The sequence below is a fragment of the Sphingomonas silueang genome, from assembly GCF_040049155.1.
Taxonomy (GTDB): domain Bacteria; phylum Pseudomonadota; class Alphaproteobacteria; order Sphingomonadales; family Sphingomonadaceae; genus Sphingomonas; species Sphingomonas silueang.
This window is the reverse complement of the sequence record NZ_JBDZDK010000031.1, coordinates 1-16,752: the sequence shown is the minus strand read 5'-3', so window position 1 is coordinate 16,752 and position 16,752 is coordinate 1. Positions and strand designations below refer to the sequence as shown.

Below are 16,752 nucleotides of genomic sequence, written 5' to 3'. Positions count from 1 at the left end.
TGCGGAATATTCCTTACCCTTTGGCGGCGCGGTCGGCAAATTCGGCGATCAGCGCCTCATATTGGCCGAGCACCGCGGTCCAGGTGAAGTCCGCTTCCCACCGCGCCCGCGCCGCGTCGCGCATCCGCTCAGCCAGCGCCGGATCGCCCGACAGCCGGTCGATCGCCTTCGCGCAATCGTCGGCGGTGGTGAAATAGGTGCCCGCATCGCCGCAGACCCAGCGGTTGAAGGGATTGTCGTGCGCGATCACCGCATTGCCCGCGCCCAGCGCCTCGACCAGCGACGGGTTGGTGCCGCCGACGCGGTGGCCGTGGAGATAGGCGAGCGAATGGAAGCGCAGCGCGTGCAGGATCGCCTTGTCGTAGATCGCGCCCGGAAAGATCACCTCCGGCCCCGCCGCGTCCATCACCTTCGCGTGATAGGGATTGGCGCGGTCGTACTTGCCGAGCAGCATCAGCTTGTGCCCGCGTTCGCGCGCCGAGAAGCCGCGCACGATCTCCAGCACCGAATTCTCCGGCTCGGGTCGGGCGATCAGCGTGTAGAAGCGCTGCGGCTCGATCCCGAACGCCGCCAGCGGCGCGGGGTCGCAGGCGTCGATCCGGTCGGCGCCATAGGGAATCATCGTGATCCGCTCGCGCGGGGTGCCGCGCGCCAGATGGTCGGCGATCGCGGGATGGTCGGCGATCAGCTGCGTGCCCGCCCGCGCCGCCAGCCGTTCGTTGATCCACAGATAGGCGCGTTCGGCGCGGCTGTACTTCGCGCGCTTCCACTCCAGCCCGTCCATGTTGATCAGGTTGGTGCGCCCCTTCCTCGCCACCCACGACGACAGGAAGCCGGTGTTGTAGCCGAGCGTCAGGATGACGCCGGGCTGGCGCATCGCATCGGCGGTGGACTTGATGTCGAATTCGATGGTGCCGACCGCGCCGTCGCGCGTCGTCGGGATGTGGATGCGGCGGATGCCCTCCCAGCTGTCCTCGAACCGGGCGCCGGTCGGGCTGCCCTGGCAATAGACCAGCACGTCCCAACCCTGCCGCTGCAGATACAGCGAGAGATGTTCGGCGAAGGTTTCAAAGCCACCATGCGCGGCGGGTACGCCGCGTATTCCCAGGATGATGAGCTGCCGTGCCAATTCTTCGCCGTCCCCGGTTGTCGCCGCACCCCTGCCGTCCGCCCCCCGGGGCCGGCACGTACCAGGATCGGAACCGCCGATGGCCGTTCGATCGTCAGGATGGCGCACCGACTAACCAACAAGGCGATCCGAGCCAAGTCATTATCTTGATTCGTGGGCAGTTACGGCGGGTCGTTATTATGTCGTACCGCGATGCAACACCCATGGCTTAGATAAGCCGCCCGCGACGGTCAAGCCGGACGGTCGAGCCGCCGCGAATAACGCGGCGTTACTTCGTTTCGGCCCCGTATCCCACCGGTCGGCGGACGCTGTCGCGCGGCGTGGTGGAGAACCACCGCCGATGCCGCGTCGCACGGTCGAGCCGGTCGCTGATCGGCAGTTCGACGAAGCGATAGCACAGCGCACCGGCGACGAGCGCCGAGACGATGCTGCCGACGACCGCCAGCGACGGCAGCATCAGCCCGACCTTCGCGAACAGCTGCGGCGTGACCGGCGCGACCAGCGGGTGGATGAGGTACAGCGAATAGGATGCCGCCCCCATGAACACCGCGAAGCGCGGCACGCGGTGGCCGATCCGCCCCTCCAGCACGACTGCCGCGAGCACCACCGCCGCCGCCGCCAGTGTGATCAGCAGCGAGTTGACGAACGGCAGCGGCGTATGCGGCAACGGCACGAACAGGTAGAACAGCCCCGCCCCGGCCAGCAGCCATCCGCTCCATTCGGGCAGCGTCCGCTCGCGCGCGGCCCAGGTCGCGATCGCCATGCCGGCGAGGAAATCGAGCACGATCGGGTTGCTGTAATAATAGAGCGGCACCGGCCAGCCGGCATCGCGCACCAGCCCCAGCAGCGCGAACATCACCAGCACCGGCGCCAGCGTCACCAGCGGACGCAGCCGTGCCAGCAGCGTGATCGTGAACAGCAGGTAGAAGAACATCTCGAAATTGAGCGTCCATCCCACCCCCAGCAACGGTTCGATCGCGCCGTCGGCGTTATAGGCGGGGATGAACAGGAACGACTTCCACACCACCGCCCAGTCGAGCTTCGCGTGCAGCACCAGCCCGGTGGTGAAGATCAGCACCACCGCCTTGATCGACAGGATCAGCCAGTAGAGCGGCACGATGCGCAGGATGCGGCGCAGCGCGAACACCCGCCATCCGCCCGCCTCGCCGATCAGCTTCTGCGAGGCGACGATCATCACGAAGCCGCTGATGACGAAGAACAGCCGGACGCCGTTCGCGCCTTCGGAATAGACCGGCATCGCGGCGGTCAGCCGCTCGTGCGAATAGAAGGTGGAATGGACGACGACGACCATCAGCGCGGCGAGGAAGCGCAGCGCCTGGATCGTCAGATAGGCGCGCTTCGGCGGCGCGGCAGGCGGGGTCCGGGGAATGGTCATGCGTCGCGGCCCATCGATGCCGCCGGATCCCGAAGCTGTACCATCTCGTCCGTGCACCCCCGCATCACTCGCAAATCACCCACTGCCGTGCCCGGCACGATCAGCGCTTCAGCGCCGCATAGACGTCGCTCATCGCCGCATAATATTGGTCGGGCGCATAGTCGCGCGCGGCGCGCGCGTGGCACGCCTCCGCCATGCTACGCAGTTCGCCCTCCGAACAGGCCATCGCCGCGGTCATCGCGCGCGAAAGGTCGTCGACGTCGCCCGAGGCGAAGCGCCAGCCGTTCACCCCGTCCTCGATCAGTTCGGGGATGCCGCCGATGCGCGCGCCGATCAGCGGCTTGCCGCGCCCGAACGCCTCGATCGCGCTCATCGGGCCGTTCTCATACCATTCGGACGCGAGGATCGTCGCGCGGCAGCCGTCCACCGCCGCCCACAGCGCATCGCCCGACAGGAAGCCGAGGAAGCTGACCGGCGCGTCGAGTTCCGCGACCAGCGCGCGCAGTTCGGCTTCCTGCGGCCCGGTGCCCGCGAGGCGTACCGGAATGCCGGTGGCGGCGGCGGCGCGCACCACGGTCGCCAGCCCCTTTTCGGGTGACAGCCGCCCGAAATACAGCAGGTGGTCGCTCGGCGCGAACGGCGGCGGCGCGTCCGGCAGGTCGGCGAAGTTGCGGATATGGACGATCTTGTCCGGCGCCCAGCCCCATTCGATCAGCTTGTCGCGATAGAAGGCGCTGGGGGTGACGATCCGGTCGACGTTCCGGTCGTACAGGTTCAGCGCCTTGTGCACCGCCGATTCGACCATGATGAGCGTGCTGGCGACAAGGCTGCCCTTGATGCAGCGGTTCTTCGCCACGTTCCACACCTTGCCGCCGCGGCACTGTTCGCAGATGCCGGTGCGGTTGAGCATCGTATAGGCGGGGCATGCCAGCTTCAGGTCGTGCGCGGTCAGCACCACCGGCACGCCGCGCCGCTTCAGCTCCACCAGCACCGAGGGCGACTGGTGGTGATAGACGCTGTGGACATGCGCGATGTCGACCGGGCGGCTGTCGAGCAGCGCCGCCATCTTGGCCTGCGCCTCGCGCGAATAGACGATGCGCTGTGCGCCGAGCAGCGACCGGCCGATGTCGCCGCGCGCCGCATAGTTGATCTCTTCGGCGAAATAGGGCGAATCGGGCGAGGGCAGGTTGCTCGGATGGTGCATCGACTGGAACGAGCTGCGCCACCCGCGCTGCTCGAACAGTGCGGCATGGGCGAGGTAGACATTGTCCGCCCCGCCGCGATGATAGTGATAGGCATTGATCGACAACAGGCTGGGCTGCCGTCCGAGCGCGTCGAACGGCGGCCGCAGGTCGGTTCGTTGCGATGGGGCGATCGTCATGGCGCTCAGTCGAAGTCCTCGAAGTTGCGCTCGGCCATCGCCAGCACCGCGGGGCGCCGCTCGCCCACCTGCGCGCGGGCGCGCGGCAGGTCGTCGATGAAGCGCACCAGCCGGTCGGCGGCATCCGCCTGCCCCAGCTCGGGCACCGACATCAGCGCCTCGTCGCCCAGCGTGAAATGCTGCATCAGCCCCTCGAACTTGTCCTGATAGGTGATGCACAGCACCGGCACGCCGCGCCCCAGCGACGCGATCGCCAGGTGCATGCGCCCGGTGACGACGCCGTCGAGATGCCCCGCCGTCGCCTTCAGCTCGGCCGCCGAGCGGAAGCCGTCGAGCAGCCGCACCCGCTCGCCCAGCACCGGTGCCAGCCGGTCGTGCAGCGGTTGCAGCACCGAGGCGTCGCCTGCCACCGGGCGCCGGTCGTGCGGCACCAGCAGCCATGCGACGTCGCGCTGCTGCGACGCGGCGGTGATCGCGGCCAGCGCGGGCGCGATCAGCAGCTCCTCCAGATCGCGGTCGTAGCGCGGCAGCAGCATCGGGTGCGCGTTGAAGCCCATGACAGTCCGCCCGGCGGCGCGCTGTTCGGCGATCCATGCCTCGACCGCCGGATCGATCCGCTCGGCGGGCGGCAGCAGGAAGGCGCAGTCGGCGACCAGTTCGGTGGTGGCGGTAGTGAACGCCTTCGCCCGGTCGAGCGACACCGCGTCGCGGAAGCCGAGGCGGACGCCGGGGTCGAGCGAATCGAAGAACGGCTTGAGCCGCTTGTCCGCCTTGGTGCTGAAGCTCGCGCCCAGCATCCGGGCGGGCGTGCCGAGCCGCTGCGCGAGGTCGAGCGCGACCAGCTGCTTGGCGGGTTCGATCGCCTTGTACACCCCGTCGATGATGTCCGCGCCCATGCCGACCGCGGCATGGAAGCGGCGGTTGCGCAGCGCATCGACCATCGGCGTCACGAAATCGCCCGCGGTCCAGATCGGCATCGGGATCAGCCCGAGGCGGGTCGCCATCGCTTCCGAATTGCTGTCCCACACCGGGACATGCACCTCGACCGCCGGATCGGCCTTGCGCGCGGCGTGGATCACCGCCGTCACCATCGCCTCGTCGCCGCACGATCCGGCGATGTCCATCGGGTCGCTCGGGATCAGCAGGACGCGCTTCACGCCGTCCGCATGGCGCGGCAGCGGCTGGAGCCCTTCGCGGATGCGCAGCCAGTCGCGGTGCAGTTGCGGCAACATCGCATCCTCCCGGCGATCCTGGAGATGTTCCCAGACGCGCTTGGGCATGACGCTGCGCGCGAGATTCTTAAGCATGTTTCCTGTTCCTCAGACGAGTACGGGCGAAATCGACGACGACACCAAGCTGCCTGCGTCCGGTCAGCGCGATCACCACGCCATATGCCGCGACGAAGACGACGCCCAGCACGATCCCGTTGACGACCGGCGGCCCCGCCACCAGCGCCGCGACATGCTGCCGGGCGATGCCGACCGCGAGAAAGGCGAGGGCGCAGCTCAGCGCGACCGGCGCGAGATCGACATAGACCTGCCAGAACGGCAGCCCCAGTTCGCGCGACGTGACGAAGAACGAGATCGGTGCCGACGCCAGCTGCGCCAGCACGTACCACAGCACCAGCGTGTAGATGCTGTCGCTCGGCGCGACCAGCAGCGTGGCGATGACGATCGCGAACTTCAGGATCGAGATGACGAGCACCGCTTCCGACCGGCCGCGCGCGTTGAGATAGGGCCGGCTGAGGAACTGGAGCGACTGTACCGCCCCCAGCAGGAACAGCAGCGCGGCGATCCGCTCGATCCCCGCCCAGCGCGCGTTGAACAGCGTGCCGCACACCTCGGGCGACAGCGCGGCGATCGCGACGAACACCGGCGGGGCGACATTGCCCGCGATCGCGATCGACAGGCGATAGACCGACGCCAGCCGCTCGCGCTGCTGCGATATCTTGGACAGGAGCGACAGCGACACGTCGTTCAGCGCCGACTGCAACAGGTCCATCAGCGTCTGGTTCAGCTTGCCGCTGGCGGTGTAGAATCCATAGGCGCGCACCCCGTGCCGCCCGATCATCAGCACCTCGACCAGCCGGGTCGCGCCGAAATCGAGCAGGCGCATCGCCAGCACGAACACGCCGAACCGCCCGAGGCCGAGCGCCGACGACAGGTCGATCGCGCGCGTCGGCCGCCAGCGCGGGCGATACCAGATCCATGCCGCGCCGAGGATCGCGACCAGATAGGCCTGGATCACGAGGCTCCACACGCCGAAGCCCAGATAGGCGCAGGGCACCGACACGAACGTCGCCACCAGATTGGCGACCAGCACCCGCACCGCCAGCGGCTTGAACGCCAGATGCCGCTTGTAGACCGCTTCCTGGAACTGCGACACGGTGGTGATCGGCGCGATCAGGCTCAGCGCGCGGACGACCGGGGCCAGCCCCTCGACCTTCAGCCAGCGCTCGAACAGGTCGGCCCCGGCGATCGCCAGCAGCGCCAGCGTGACCGAGATGCCGAGCGCGAAGAAGAACGGCAGGTTGACGTCGCGGTCCTTCAGGTCGGCACGCTGGATGATCGCGTCGCCGAAGCCGAATTCGGCGACCAGCGTGATGAACAGCGTGATGATCGCCGCCGCCGCCGCCAGCCCGAACTCGCGCGGCGACAGCAGCTGCGCCAGCAGCACGAACTGGAGGAAGTTGAGCATCCGCCCGCCCCAGTTCTGGACCAGCGACCAGAACAGGCTGCGCATCGCGACGCTGGCCAGCGATCCCCCGAACGTCGCGCCGACCCCCTCGGCAGCGGGCTGGGCGACGGGTTCGATCGCGGCCGGTTCCCCGCTCCCCCCCGGAAGCGTCACCGGCGCGTACCCATGCGCGTTCGATGCCGTGGCGAAGACGATGCGACGCGAAACATGCTGTCCTTTTCCGATCGAGACGAAGTGCAACGCGATGATCGTCCGCCAGCCCGTTCAACCCCGGCCGTGCGCGCATCGTGCCCGCCGCGTTCATAATCGGGTAGCGGGTCGATTGCAACGTAGACATGGCGCGTTCGACTTCGCGGTAGCGGACGATGGTCGGCGATGTTAAGGAACCGCAACTCCGTTATTCGAGCGCCATCTTCGCCATGCAACCAGTCGCTCTCTATACCAAGACCGGCATTTCATCGGGCGCGGGCCTGTTCGCCCAGGAACTGGCGCACGGCATCGTCGATGCCGGGGGCGCGGTCGTGTTCGTCGCGCCGCCCGCCGAGAACCCGCGCTACGACCAGCCGCGGCCGGGACTGCGCCGCATCGCGTCGCGTGCCGAGCAGCGCCACGGGCCGAAGTGGCGACGGGCGGCCAGCTCGATCCTGCGCATGGCTACCGGGGCGCTGGGGTGCCTGCGCGCGCGGGCGCTGACCCGCACCTTCATCGTCACGATCCCCGATCCGCTGGTCTTCGCGCTGCCGCTGCTCGCGGTACTGCGCCTGACGGGCGCGCGCATCATCTATGTCGTGCACGACCCGGTGCCGCACAGCTGGAAGCTGCCCCCGGCATTGCGCAGCGTGGAGAACGGCGCGTTCGCGCTCGCCTATCGCCTGTCGTCGGCGCTGGTGGTTCTGAGCGAGGCGGGGGCGGCGACGCTGCACGGGGCCTATGCGGTCGGCAGCCGTCCGGTGGTGGTGATCGAACACGGCACCTTCGCGCTCTCCGCCCCGTCGCCCGCCCCCGGCACCGGCGACCTGCTGCTGTTCGGGACGCTGCGCCGCAACAAGGGCGTGCGCGAGGCGATCGAGGGCGTGATCGAGGCGCGCGCGCGCGGCTGCGACGTGCGGCTGGTCGTCGCGGGGGCGCCCGACCCGGTCGAGCCCGACTATTGGGCGGGGTGCGAGGCGCTGGCCCGTCGCCACCCGGAGGCGGTGCGACTCGAAATCGGCTATGTCAGCGACGAACGGCTGGAGGAACTGCTCGCCGCGGTCGACGCGATGATCATGCCCTATCGCGACTTCGCCTCGCAGAGCGGGGTGGCGATGGTCGCCGCCTCCAACGGACGCGCGATCATCGCGGCCCCCGCGGGCGGGATCGGCGACCTGATCGCCGACGGCATGGCGGCGCAGGCGATCGCGCAGCCGGTCGACGCCGCCTGCGTCGCCGATGCGGTGGTCGCCTTCCGCGCACGCCCGGTCGGCGAATGGAATGCGGCGGCGATGGCCTATCGCGACCGGATCATGGCGACGCACGCATGGCCCGCGATCGGTGCGCGCTATCTGGCGCTGCGCGCCCGGCTGGAGCAGGCATGAGCGCTGCCGTGCGGCGGACCGTTCGCACGATGCGATACAGGACGCGACCGTTCGGATGATCGGGCAGATCGGCAGGTGCGCTCCGGCGCCGAAGCGTGATAGTGACGCGCCATGACGCTTGCCCCCCGTACCCTCGGCCCGCAGCAGCCCGACGTCACGCCGCCGCCCCCCGCCCCGCTTCCCGTCGCCCGCGACGGCATCACGCTGTGGCGGGTGGCGTTCGTCGTGCTGATGCTGTGTTTCTGGGAAGGCTTTCCCTTCTCGGTCATCGGCCTGCCGGACGTGATGGGGAACCAGCTCTACGCGCTGCTGTGCCTCGCCGGTCTGGGCCTCTACATCGTGCGGCTGGTCGCGACCAACCGTCCGCCGAACTTCTGGGACGTCATCCCCGTCGCCTTCTTCCTGTGGTGCATCGTGGCGTCCGCCCGCTACAGCACGCAGGTCGCGCCGCAGCCGCTGGGGGCGTGGCTGCCCGCCGTGTTCACCGTCGCGCCGCTGCTGACGATCCTGCTGTACAAGACGCTCGGCATCACCCGGCGCGATGCGGAGGGCGGGCTGTTCTGGGCCGGGCTGCTGGGATCGCTGCTGGTGATCGCCGACGTGACGCTCGGCCTGCATTTCCTCGATCACTATGCCCGCGGATCGGCCTTCGGCGAGGGACGGGTCGTGTTCCTCAAACTGCCCGCGACCTTCGGCCTGATGGTCGCGCTGATGCGGCTGATCGAGTTCGACCTGCGCCGCGTGCCGCTGCACCTGCTCGGCGTGGCGGCGATGGGGTACAACACCATCGTCCTGTCCGAGAGCCGCCTGGTGATCGCGGCGCTGCTGCTGGCGCTGATCCCGGTGGCGATACTGGTGCTGCGCGGTGCCCGGCGGATCGTCATCACCGTGGTCGGCCCGCTGCTGCTGATTCCGATCGTGCTGTTCGTCATCCAGCGCTATCTCGCCAACTTCGCCGATCTGAGCAGCTATCTCGCCAACGACGTCAGCGCCACGTTCCGGCGATACGAGTCCGAATTCTTCAACCGCTATTTCATGACGACCGACGGCATGGGCTTCGGCTTCATGTCCGGCGATCCGCAGTACAACAACGTCCTGACCTATGCCGCCGGCAGCGCGAGCGAGGAGTTCGGCAAGCAATATGCCAACTACCCGATCGGCCTGGTCGATACCGGGCTGATATCGGCGCTGTACCAGTTCGGCTGGCCGGGGCTGTTCTTCGTCGTGGCGATGACGCTGATCGCCGCGGTGGCGCTGATCGCGTCGCGGCGGCAGGGCAGCGAATATGCGACGACCGCCGCGCTCGGCTGGCTGATGATCGCGTCGATGGTCAGCCCGATCTCGTTCAACTTCTTCACCCTGTTCTACAGCGCACATATCGGCACGCTGCTGTGGTTCCTCGCATCGGAGGCCAGCACCCGTCCGCCGCAACCCGGGGCGGAAGGCTGACGATGCGATGGGCGCGTCGCGGGCAGCATGCGACGAAGGCGACGCGATGCGCCTGACGCGCCTGCCGGTTCTCGTCGCCTTCACCCTGCCCGCGCTGCTGATCGCGGCGACCCCGGACGTTCCGGGCGATGGCGGCGGCGAATGGGTGCCCGTCCCCGCGCAGTCGCTGGCGGTGGCGGCGGGCAGCGCGCTCGACTTCTCCGGCCTTGCCGCCGCGAATCCCGGCGACGGGCCGGTGGTGGTGCGGAACGGTCGGCTGGTATTCGACCGCAGCGGTGCGCCCGCGCGGTTCAACTGCGCGATGGTCAACGCGGTCGAGCGGCATTCGACCTTCCCGACGCATGACGAGGCGGACCGGATCGCGGTGCAGTTGCGGCGGCACGGCTATACGCTGGTACGCCAGCAGTTCATCGACCAGCGGCTGACCCGGCGCGCGACCCGCGACCTCGAGGTCGATCCGGAGGCGCTCGATCGTTTCTTCTATTTCCAAGCCGCGCTGAAGCGCAACGGCCTGTCGCTGATGCTCGACATCGTCTCGGGCAACGGCACCGGCATCCGCGGACAGGCATGGGGGCCGAGCAACGCCGACGACCTGCGCGTGCGGATGCATTTCGATCCGGCGGCGCGCGCGCTCTGGCTGCGCTGGGTCGATCAGGTGTTCGCGCGGACCAATCCCTATACCGGCCGGTCGACGCTGGCCGATCCGGCGCTGGCGTTCGTGTCGGGCGCGAACGAGAACGGGATCGCCTTCGGGCGCAGCGACGCGCAGCCGTTCCCCACCGGCTTCGGCGCCTATTTCGACCGCTGGGTCCGCGCCCGCCTGCCCACCCCCGCCCGGCTTGCCGCGGCGATCCCCGACCTGAGCGCGGCGGAGCGTAGCGGCGCGGCACCGGTGGCGCTGCCCCGCAACTGGCGCGGCAGCGACGCGCGCACCGGCCTGTTGCTGCGCTATGTCGCCGATCTGGAGGTCGGCACCAACCGCTGGATGAGCGAACGGCTTGCCGAACGCGGCTTTCGCGGCCCCAATCTGACGAACAACGACTGGAACGCGGCGATGACCGGCGAGACGCGATCGCGGCTGCCGGTCGTCGACGTGCACGCCTATGGCGGCGAGGTATCGAGTTTCACGCCGGGTTCGCGATTCCAGCTGATCGACGCCACCTCGGACGGCGGGCTGGCCCTGTGGACGCTGAACGCCGGTCAGCGCTGGCTGGACCGGCCGATGGTGTCGACCGAATATTCCAGCCCCTATCCCAATCCGACGCGCTACGAGACGGGGCTGTTGTTCCCGGCGATCGCGGCGTTCCAGCAATATGGCCTGATCTGCCGCATGGCCTTCTCGTCGGTGGAACCGGCGATCCCCGCGCCGGGCAAGGGCGTGATCCCGCTGATGTCCTACACGGTCGGGCTCGACCCGGCCGAGCGTGCGGCGGAGACGCTGGCGACGATGCTGTTCCATCGCGGCGACGTGGCCCCGGCGCGGCGGACCGTCGCGGGCGTGCTGGGCGGGGCGGATTTCGACCGGCCTGGCGCGGCGTTCCTGCCCGCCGGGATCAAGCGGGCGACGCTGCTCGCGCGCTTCGGCCTCGTCACGCCGGAGCGGGCGGGGTCGCTTCCGTCCGACGTGCTGCTGCTGTCGGCCAGCGACGGCGCGGACTCCTATGGCGCGCGCCTGCTGGCGCGCGTGCGCCGCATCCTGCGCGGCGGCGTGGATGCGCAGACGGAGCAACTGGTCGCGGCCTTGCGGGCGAACGGCACGCTCGGCCCGTCGAACCGGACCGATGCGACCAGGGGCATCTTCCAGAGCGATACCGGCGAGCTGACGATCGATCAGCAGCAGCAGCGGATCACGGTCGTCACCCCGCGGACCGAAGCGGCGAGCGTTACCGGTGCGACGACGGGCATTGCGCTCGGCCGGATGCGGATCGAGCGGATCGACGGCGGCGCGCTGCTCGGTGCCACCTCGCTCGACGGGGCGCCCGTCGCCACCAGCCGCCGGCTGCTGCTGGTCATGGCGGGCGATGTCCGGAACCAGGGGATGCAGCTCGACGGCGCGGGACAGCTGCGCCAGTTCCGCAGCTGGGGATCGCTGCCGATGGCGATGCGCCGGATCACCGCCGCCGTCACGCTCCGCACGGGCGCACGGCGGACGGGGCGGTTCTCGGTGCTGGCGCTGGACGGCACGCCGATGGCGGGACGCGCGGTGACGACGGACGGCGACGGATCGCTGCGGCTCGCACTGGATACCGTGGCGGTGCCGGGCCGTCCGACGACCTTCTTCCTGCTCGAATTCGATCGATAGCGCCTGCCCGCCAAGCGGGAGGCTGCCTTAGCGCCGCTGCTCGGGCAGCACCGCCTTCAGCGCGTTCGCGACATGCGTCCCCGCACTGGCCACCCCGCCGATCGCCGGACCGACACAGCCCGCCGCCGACACATGGATGCCGTCGAACTGCAACCACGCGCCAGCCGCAACCAGCGCCGTGCTGCCGATCGCAGCGCCTGCCGACAGCGCATAGCTGCCGGTACCGCCCGTACCGGTCGTCCCCGCCGTGCCGAACGGCAGGATGGTGCCGACCGCCGCCTGCCCGTTCCACAGCGTCTGCCCGGCGGCGATGCCGCTGCCGCTGTCGGCCTGCAAACCGGTAACGGTCAGCGTCGTGCCCGCGACCGATCCGGTGAACTTCTGCCCGCCCATCGGCCCGGTCATGCCCATCGCGCCGACCAGATTGGCCCCGCGATGCACCCGCCCCGGGAACCAGCCTGCCAGCTCGGCCACGGCACTGTCCGCGCCCGTCACCTGACTGGCATAGGCCGCCGCCGTCGACGTCCCCGATCCGGGCGAGTAGATCGTGTTGCCGATCATCACCTCGCACCCGCGCCGCAGGAAGAAGGTCATCGCGCACATCAGTGCCCGCTGGTACGTCAGCGGCCCGATGCCCAGATCCGACTGCCCGTTGGCGAAATAGACGATCGTGCGCGCGCCGTTGATGCTCTGCGCCTGCAACATCATCCACGCCCGCATCAGGATGCCGAGCGGATCGAACCCGCGCCCGGCAAGCCGCTCGGTGAAGGCATTGCCGAGATTGAATACGTCGCGCGGGTGGTAGGCATTGCTGACGCCGTAGACATCCTCCAACCGCATCAGCGTCAGCCCGCCGTCGACGATCGTCCCGCCGACCGGCACCGCCGACACATCCGGCGCACTGGCGGCGGGGGAGCCCGCCCCGGTGCTGGGACCGAAGCCGATGAAGTCCTGCAGGTTCGACACGCCGACCAGCCCCGGCAGCGGCCCGGCGTTGAACGCCTGCCGCAGCCGCCCGCCGCCGACCACGACGAAGGTGCGCCCGCCGATCTGGTAGATATCGCCGCAGTCGCCGAGGTCGGGATACACAGAAGCCGCGCGCCGCTGGTAATAGTTGGGCGCGACGGCCCGCGCCTGGAGCGTGCCGCACATCTGCGTCAGCAGGCTCGCCCCGCCGACCGCCGCGTTGATGATGCGCGCGTCATAGCCGTGATCCCAGAGCCGGTCGTGGACATCCATCCACCACCCGCCGTGGATCGCGGGGATCGCGCCCGACAGGCTGGTGACGCCGGGGTTGCGCGCCGAACGGAAGCACAGCGGGTTCGCGTCGGCATCGCTGTCGGGCACCGGCCCCTGTTCGTTGGACTGGCCGACCACCAACAGGTTCACCGGCGTGCGCGGGCGCGCGGCATAGGCACGGCGCGCCTCGTCGCGCGCCTCGAAATCGAACGCCATGGCTTACTGCTCCATCCGGTAGGTGACGCTGCCCGCGGCGAGCGTGATGTCGAGGAACCACTGCGCCCCCGCGACGCTCTCTTCGGCGACCGGCGACAGCAGGTTGGTGGTCCACGGCGCGCGGGTGCTGCCGTCGCCATAGGTCAGCGGCAACGGCACGGCCCCGGCACTCCCCCCACGCAACAGCCGGATGCTGCCGCTCCAGTTGCCGGACAGCGCCAGCCAGATCGGGCGGCCGAGCTGCGGCACGAACGGCCCGACCACGCCGGTCGCGGCGGCCACCCCGGCCAGCGGCACCGATGCGGCGGCATGCTGCGCGGGAACGGTGCTGACCGGCAGCGGATTGTCGGTGGCGACCGCCGTCGCCGGACTGTTGGCGGCACCGAAGGCGAGACCGACGGCAGGCACATAGCCCGCAGGTGCATGTACGAAGGGAACACCAGCCACTGAAACCTCCTCTGTTCATGTTTTGTTTCGCTTAAACATCGTATACCCCTGTAGGAAAGTTGTTTTTCCGGCGTGGTTGACGGTTGCGACCGACGCACCGCCGCGATAGCCCGCAGGCCATGTCGCACTGGTTCCGCCCGCTCGCCGTCCTGTTCCTGCTGTTCGGCGCCCTCGGCGCACAGGCCGCGCCGCGCTGTGCCGGGGCAAGCGCCGCCATGGTCGAACGGATCGCGACCGGCGGCGCGGCACGCGCCGCCGCCGTACATCTGCCCCGCAGCGAAAACCTCGATCGACCGGTCCCGCTGGTCCTGCTGCTCCACGGCAGCGGTGCGAGCGGGGCGGCGATGCTGGCCGATTCGCGGCTGGCGAATACCGCCGACCGGCACGGCTTCCTGATCGTCGCGCCCGATGCGGGCATCCCGCACGATCGCGGCCATGTATGGAACATCCCCGGCGTGCCGACCGTCGCGGGCACCGTCCCCGGCCCCGATGCGCCCGACGACGTGGCCTATGTCGGCGCGATGATCGACCGGCTGGTCGCGGCGGGCTGTGTCGATCCGGCGCGGGTCTATACCACCGGCCTGTCGGGCGGTGGTCGCATGACCTCTTGGCTCGGCTGCGTCGCGACCCGGCGCTTCGCGGCGATCGCGCCGGTCGTCGGCCTGCGCGCGGGCAATCCGCTGGCGAGCGATCCGACGCGGCCCGATCCGGCGAGCTGCCGCCCCGATGCGCCGCTGCCGGTCGTCGCCTTCGCGGGCGATGCCGACACCACCAATCCGATCCGGGGCGGCGGCGCCAAATACTGGTCGTACACCATGCATGCCGCCGAGATGCGCTGGGCGACGCTCAACGGCTGCACCGCCGCACCCACGACCCGCTGGGTCGCGCCGAAGGTCTATGAGGAACGCTATACCGGCTGCCGGGGCGGTGCGGACGTGATCGGGCGGATCACCGTCGACGGCGGGCACAGCTGGGTGGTCGACAACGAAGCGCTATGGGCGCTGCTGTCGGCGCATCGCCGCTGAACCCTTTCCAAGCGCGCCGCTTTGCGCCAAGCCGCGCGCCATGACGCTGCGCTCGCTCTTTCCAACCGCCCTCTACGAAACCACGCTCGGCGACGACGCGCTGGTCGCCGACCTCGACGAATCGGTCCGCGCGCTGGCGCAGGAGGACATGGCGGGGCGACGCTGGTCGAAGGAGAAGGGCTATCGCGGCTATACCTCCTATGCCTCGCTCAACGACCTGCCGCTGCGCGACCCGGCCTTCGCCGATCTCAAGCGGCTGCTCGACCGCCATGTCGCGAGATTCGCCGAAGCGTGCGGGATGGAACTGGGCGGGCGCAGGCTGAAGCTCGACAGCCTGTGGGTGAACCTGCTCAAGCCCGGCGGCGGCCATTCGGGCCATCTGCATCCGCACAGCGTGGTGTCGGGCACCGTCTATGTCGCGGTGCCCGAGGGCGCGGGCGGCATCCGCTTCGAGGATCCCCGGCTGGGGCTGATGATGGCCGCCCCCACCCGCCCCGGCACCTTCGAGGTGGTGGCGCCTGCCCCCGGCACGCTGCTGCTGTGGGAAAGCTGGCTGCGCCACGAGGTGCTGCCCCACGCGGGCAAGGGCGAGCGGATCAGCGTCAGCTTCAACTATCGCTGGTGAGCGATCGCCCCCGCGCTACATCGCGGGAGTATAGCGTTCGATCAGGCCCAGCGCCGCCAGCTGCTCCATCAGGGCGCGGATCGCGTCGCCGTCGTGATGGGCGAAATGCGCCGCGACCTCGCCGACCGAACAGGCGGGCCGGTCGAGCACCCATTGCGCCACCTCCGCCGCCCGGCCGAGCGGCACGGTCGTGCCGCCCGCCGCCAGCACCCGGACACCCCCGTCCTGCCGGATGACGAACGCCCGTCCGGTGCGGGCATAGAAGCGCGGCACGGGGCGCTGCGGCAGGCGGAGTCCTCCCACCGGATCGACGCTGCGTGCCTGTTCGACCGCGATATCGTCCCGAAAGGCTGGCGTTGCCGCGATCTCGCCCAGGCGGTGCAGCAACGCCGCGACATGGGCGGCAAGCGCACCGCCGCCGTCGATCCGCGCATCGGGCAGATAGGCGCGGAACAGCGGGTCCTGCATCGCCTCGCGCGCCAGCAGGTCGAACAGCACCCGCGCGGTATGCGGCAGCACGCCGATCGTCAGGTGCAGCGACGATTCCGCGCTGGCGATCGCGTCATGGTACCAGCCGCGCGGGATATAGAGGACGTCGCCCGGCTTCAGCACGATGTCGAGGATGACCGGCCCCTTGGCGGCATCGATCCGCGCCTGCGCATCGTCGCCGTGCGGCGTCTCGGTCGGGTTGACCGCGGGATTCGCATAGAGCCGCCAGCGCTTCTCGCCCTCGCATTGCAGCGCGAAGACCTCGTGCGTGTCGCAGTGGGAGGCGAACGCCTGCACCCCCCGGAACGACGCATAGAGATTGCCCCATGCGCGTGCCCCGAACTGCCGCCCCAGAGCGTCGGTCAGCGCGCGGACCGTCGGGTCGGCATCCTGCACCTCGTTGGCGACCATGCTCGCCCCGAGCGCCAGCAGCGCCTCCACCCGCGCCGGATCGGCCAGCAGGCGATTGCCGAAGCCCGGCACCGGTTGCAGGAAATGTTCCCCGGGCACGCCGCGGCTGTTCATCACCAGCTTCAGATGGTCCGCATCCCAATGCGCGCGCTGCGCCAGCAACAGGTTCAGCCGCGCCCAGTCGACCAGACCGGGCCGCCCGCCCTCCCGCGGCGCGCGGATGTGCACCGGGCGGCGGCACCAGAATTCGGCGATGAACCGCGACGGCGGCGGCGCGGAGACGACGCTGGTCCTGCCGATCGAATCGCTGGCCTTGGAGAAGACGCGATGACCACCCCCCGCCTGCTGATCGTCGAGGACGACGCCACCTTC

At 69.7% G+C, this 16,752-nt stretch carries 13 protein-coding genes; 5 read left to right on the top strand and 8 right to left on the bottom strand.

Features of this window, described 5'->3' with window-relative positions:
• Positions 1-13: 13 nt before the first annotated feature.
• The 5 genes from ABLE43_RS19565 to ABLE43_RS19545 form a co-directional block, all read right to left on the bottom strand.
• Positions 14-1,129, bottom strand: a complete 1,116-nt coding sequence (locus ABLE43_RS19565; RefSeq protein ID WP_348979826.1) for a DUF1972 domain-containing protein — start codon at positions 1,127-1,129, stop codon at positions 14-16.
• Between the two features lie 268 nt (positions 1,130-1,397).
• Positions 1,398-2,525 (bottom strand): acyltransferase family protein, encoded by a 1,128-nt coding sequence (locus tag ABLE43_RS19560; protein WP_348979825.1) that lies wholly within the window; start codon positions 2,523-2,525, stop codon positions 1,398-1,400.
• A gap of 100 nt (positions 2,526-2,625) precedes the next feature.
• A complete protein-coding gene (locus ABLE43_RS19555; protein WP_348979824.1) occupies positions 2,626-3,906 on the bottom strand; it encodes a glycosyltransferase family 4 protein in 1,281 nt (426 codons plus the stop codon).
• A 5-nt stretch (positions 3,907-3,911) separates the two neighbouring features.
• Entirely contained in the window at positions 3,912-5,213 is a 1,302-nt protein-coding gene (locus ABLE43_RS19550; protein ID WP_348979823.1) for a polysaccharide pyruvyl transferase family protein, read from the bottom strand.
• Positions 5,206-6,756: a lipopolysaccharide biosynthesis protein gene (locus tag ABLE43_RS19545; RefSeq protein ID WP_348979822.1), complete on the bottom strand. Its 1,551-nt coding sequence runs from the start codon at positions 6,754-6,756 to the stop codon at positions 5,206-5,208. Before ABLE43_RS19545 ends, ABLE43_RS19550 begins: the two co-directional genes overlap by 8 nt.
• Positions 6,757-7,022: 266 nt before the next feature.
• Here ABLE43_RS19545 and ABLE43_RS19540 point away from each other — a divergent pair, with 266 nt between their 5' ends.
• The 3 genes from ABLE43_RS19540 (at position 7,023) to ABLE43_RS19530 (ending at position 11,928) form a co-directional block, all read left to right on the top strand.
• Entirely contained in the window at positions 7,023-8,177 is a 1,155-nt protein-coding gene (locus ABLE43_RS19540) for a glycosyltransferase family 4 protein (RefSeq protein WP_348979821.1), read from the top strand.
• Positions 8,178-8,288: 111 nt separating this feature from the next.
• On the top strand, positions 8,289-9,626 hold the full coding sequence (locus tag ABLE43_RS19535; RefSeq protein ID WP_348979820.1) for a hypothetical protein: 1,338 nt from the start codon (positions 8,289-8,291) through the stop codon (positions 9,624-9,626).
• A gap of 46 nt (positions 9,627-9,672) precedes the next feature.
• Positions 9,673-11,928 carry a hypothetical protein gene (locus ABLE43_RS19530; RefSeq protein WP_348979819.1) on the top strand — a complete coding sequence of 752 codons (2,256 nt, stop codon included), beginning with the start codon at positions 9,673-9,675 and terminating at the stop codon, positions 11,926-11,928.
• A gap of 27 nt (positions 11,929-11,955) precedes the next feature.
• Here ABLE43_RS19530 and ABLE43_RS19525 read toward each other — a convergent pair whose 3' ends face one another.
• Positions 11,956-13,383 (bottom strand): hypothetical protein, encoded by a 1,428-nt coding sequence (locus ABLE43_RS19525; protein ID WP_348979818.1) that lies wholly within the window; start codon positions 13,381-13,383, stop codon positions 11,956-11,958.
• A gap of 3 nt (positions 13,384-13,386) precedes the next feature.
• Positions 13,387-13,830: a hypothetical protein gene (locus ABLE43_RS19520; RefSeq protein ID WP_348979817.1), complete on the bottom strand. Its 444-nt coding sequence runs from the start codon at positions 13,828-13,830 to the stop codon at positions 13,387-13,389.
• A 119-nt stretch (positions 13,831-13,949) separates the two neighbouring features.
• Between ABLE43_RS19520 and ABLE43_RS19515 the strand changes: the two genes are divergently transcribed.
• Entirely contained in the window at positions 13,950-14,855 is a 906-nt protein-coding gene (locus ABLE43_RS19515) for a CE1 family esterase (protein ID WP_348979816.1), read from the top strand.
• A 40-nt stretch (positions 14,856-14,895) separates the two neighbouring features.
• On the top strand, positions 14,896-15,480 hold the full coding sequence (locus tag ABLE43_RS19510; protein WP_348979815.1) for a TIGR02466 family protein: 585 nt from the start codon (positions 14,896-14,898) through the stop codon (positions 15,478-15,480).
• 15 nt (positions 15,481-15,495) lie between these two features.
• Here ABLE43_RS19510 and ABLE43_RS19505 read toward each other — a convergent pair.
• Positions 15,496-16,752: JmjC domain-containing protein (locus ABLE43_RS19505; protein WP_348979814.1), on the bottom strand; the 1,257-nt coding region annotated here is incomplete at its 5' end.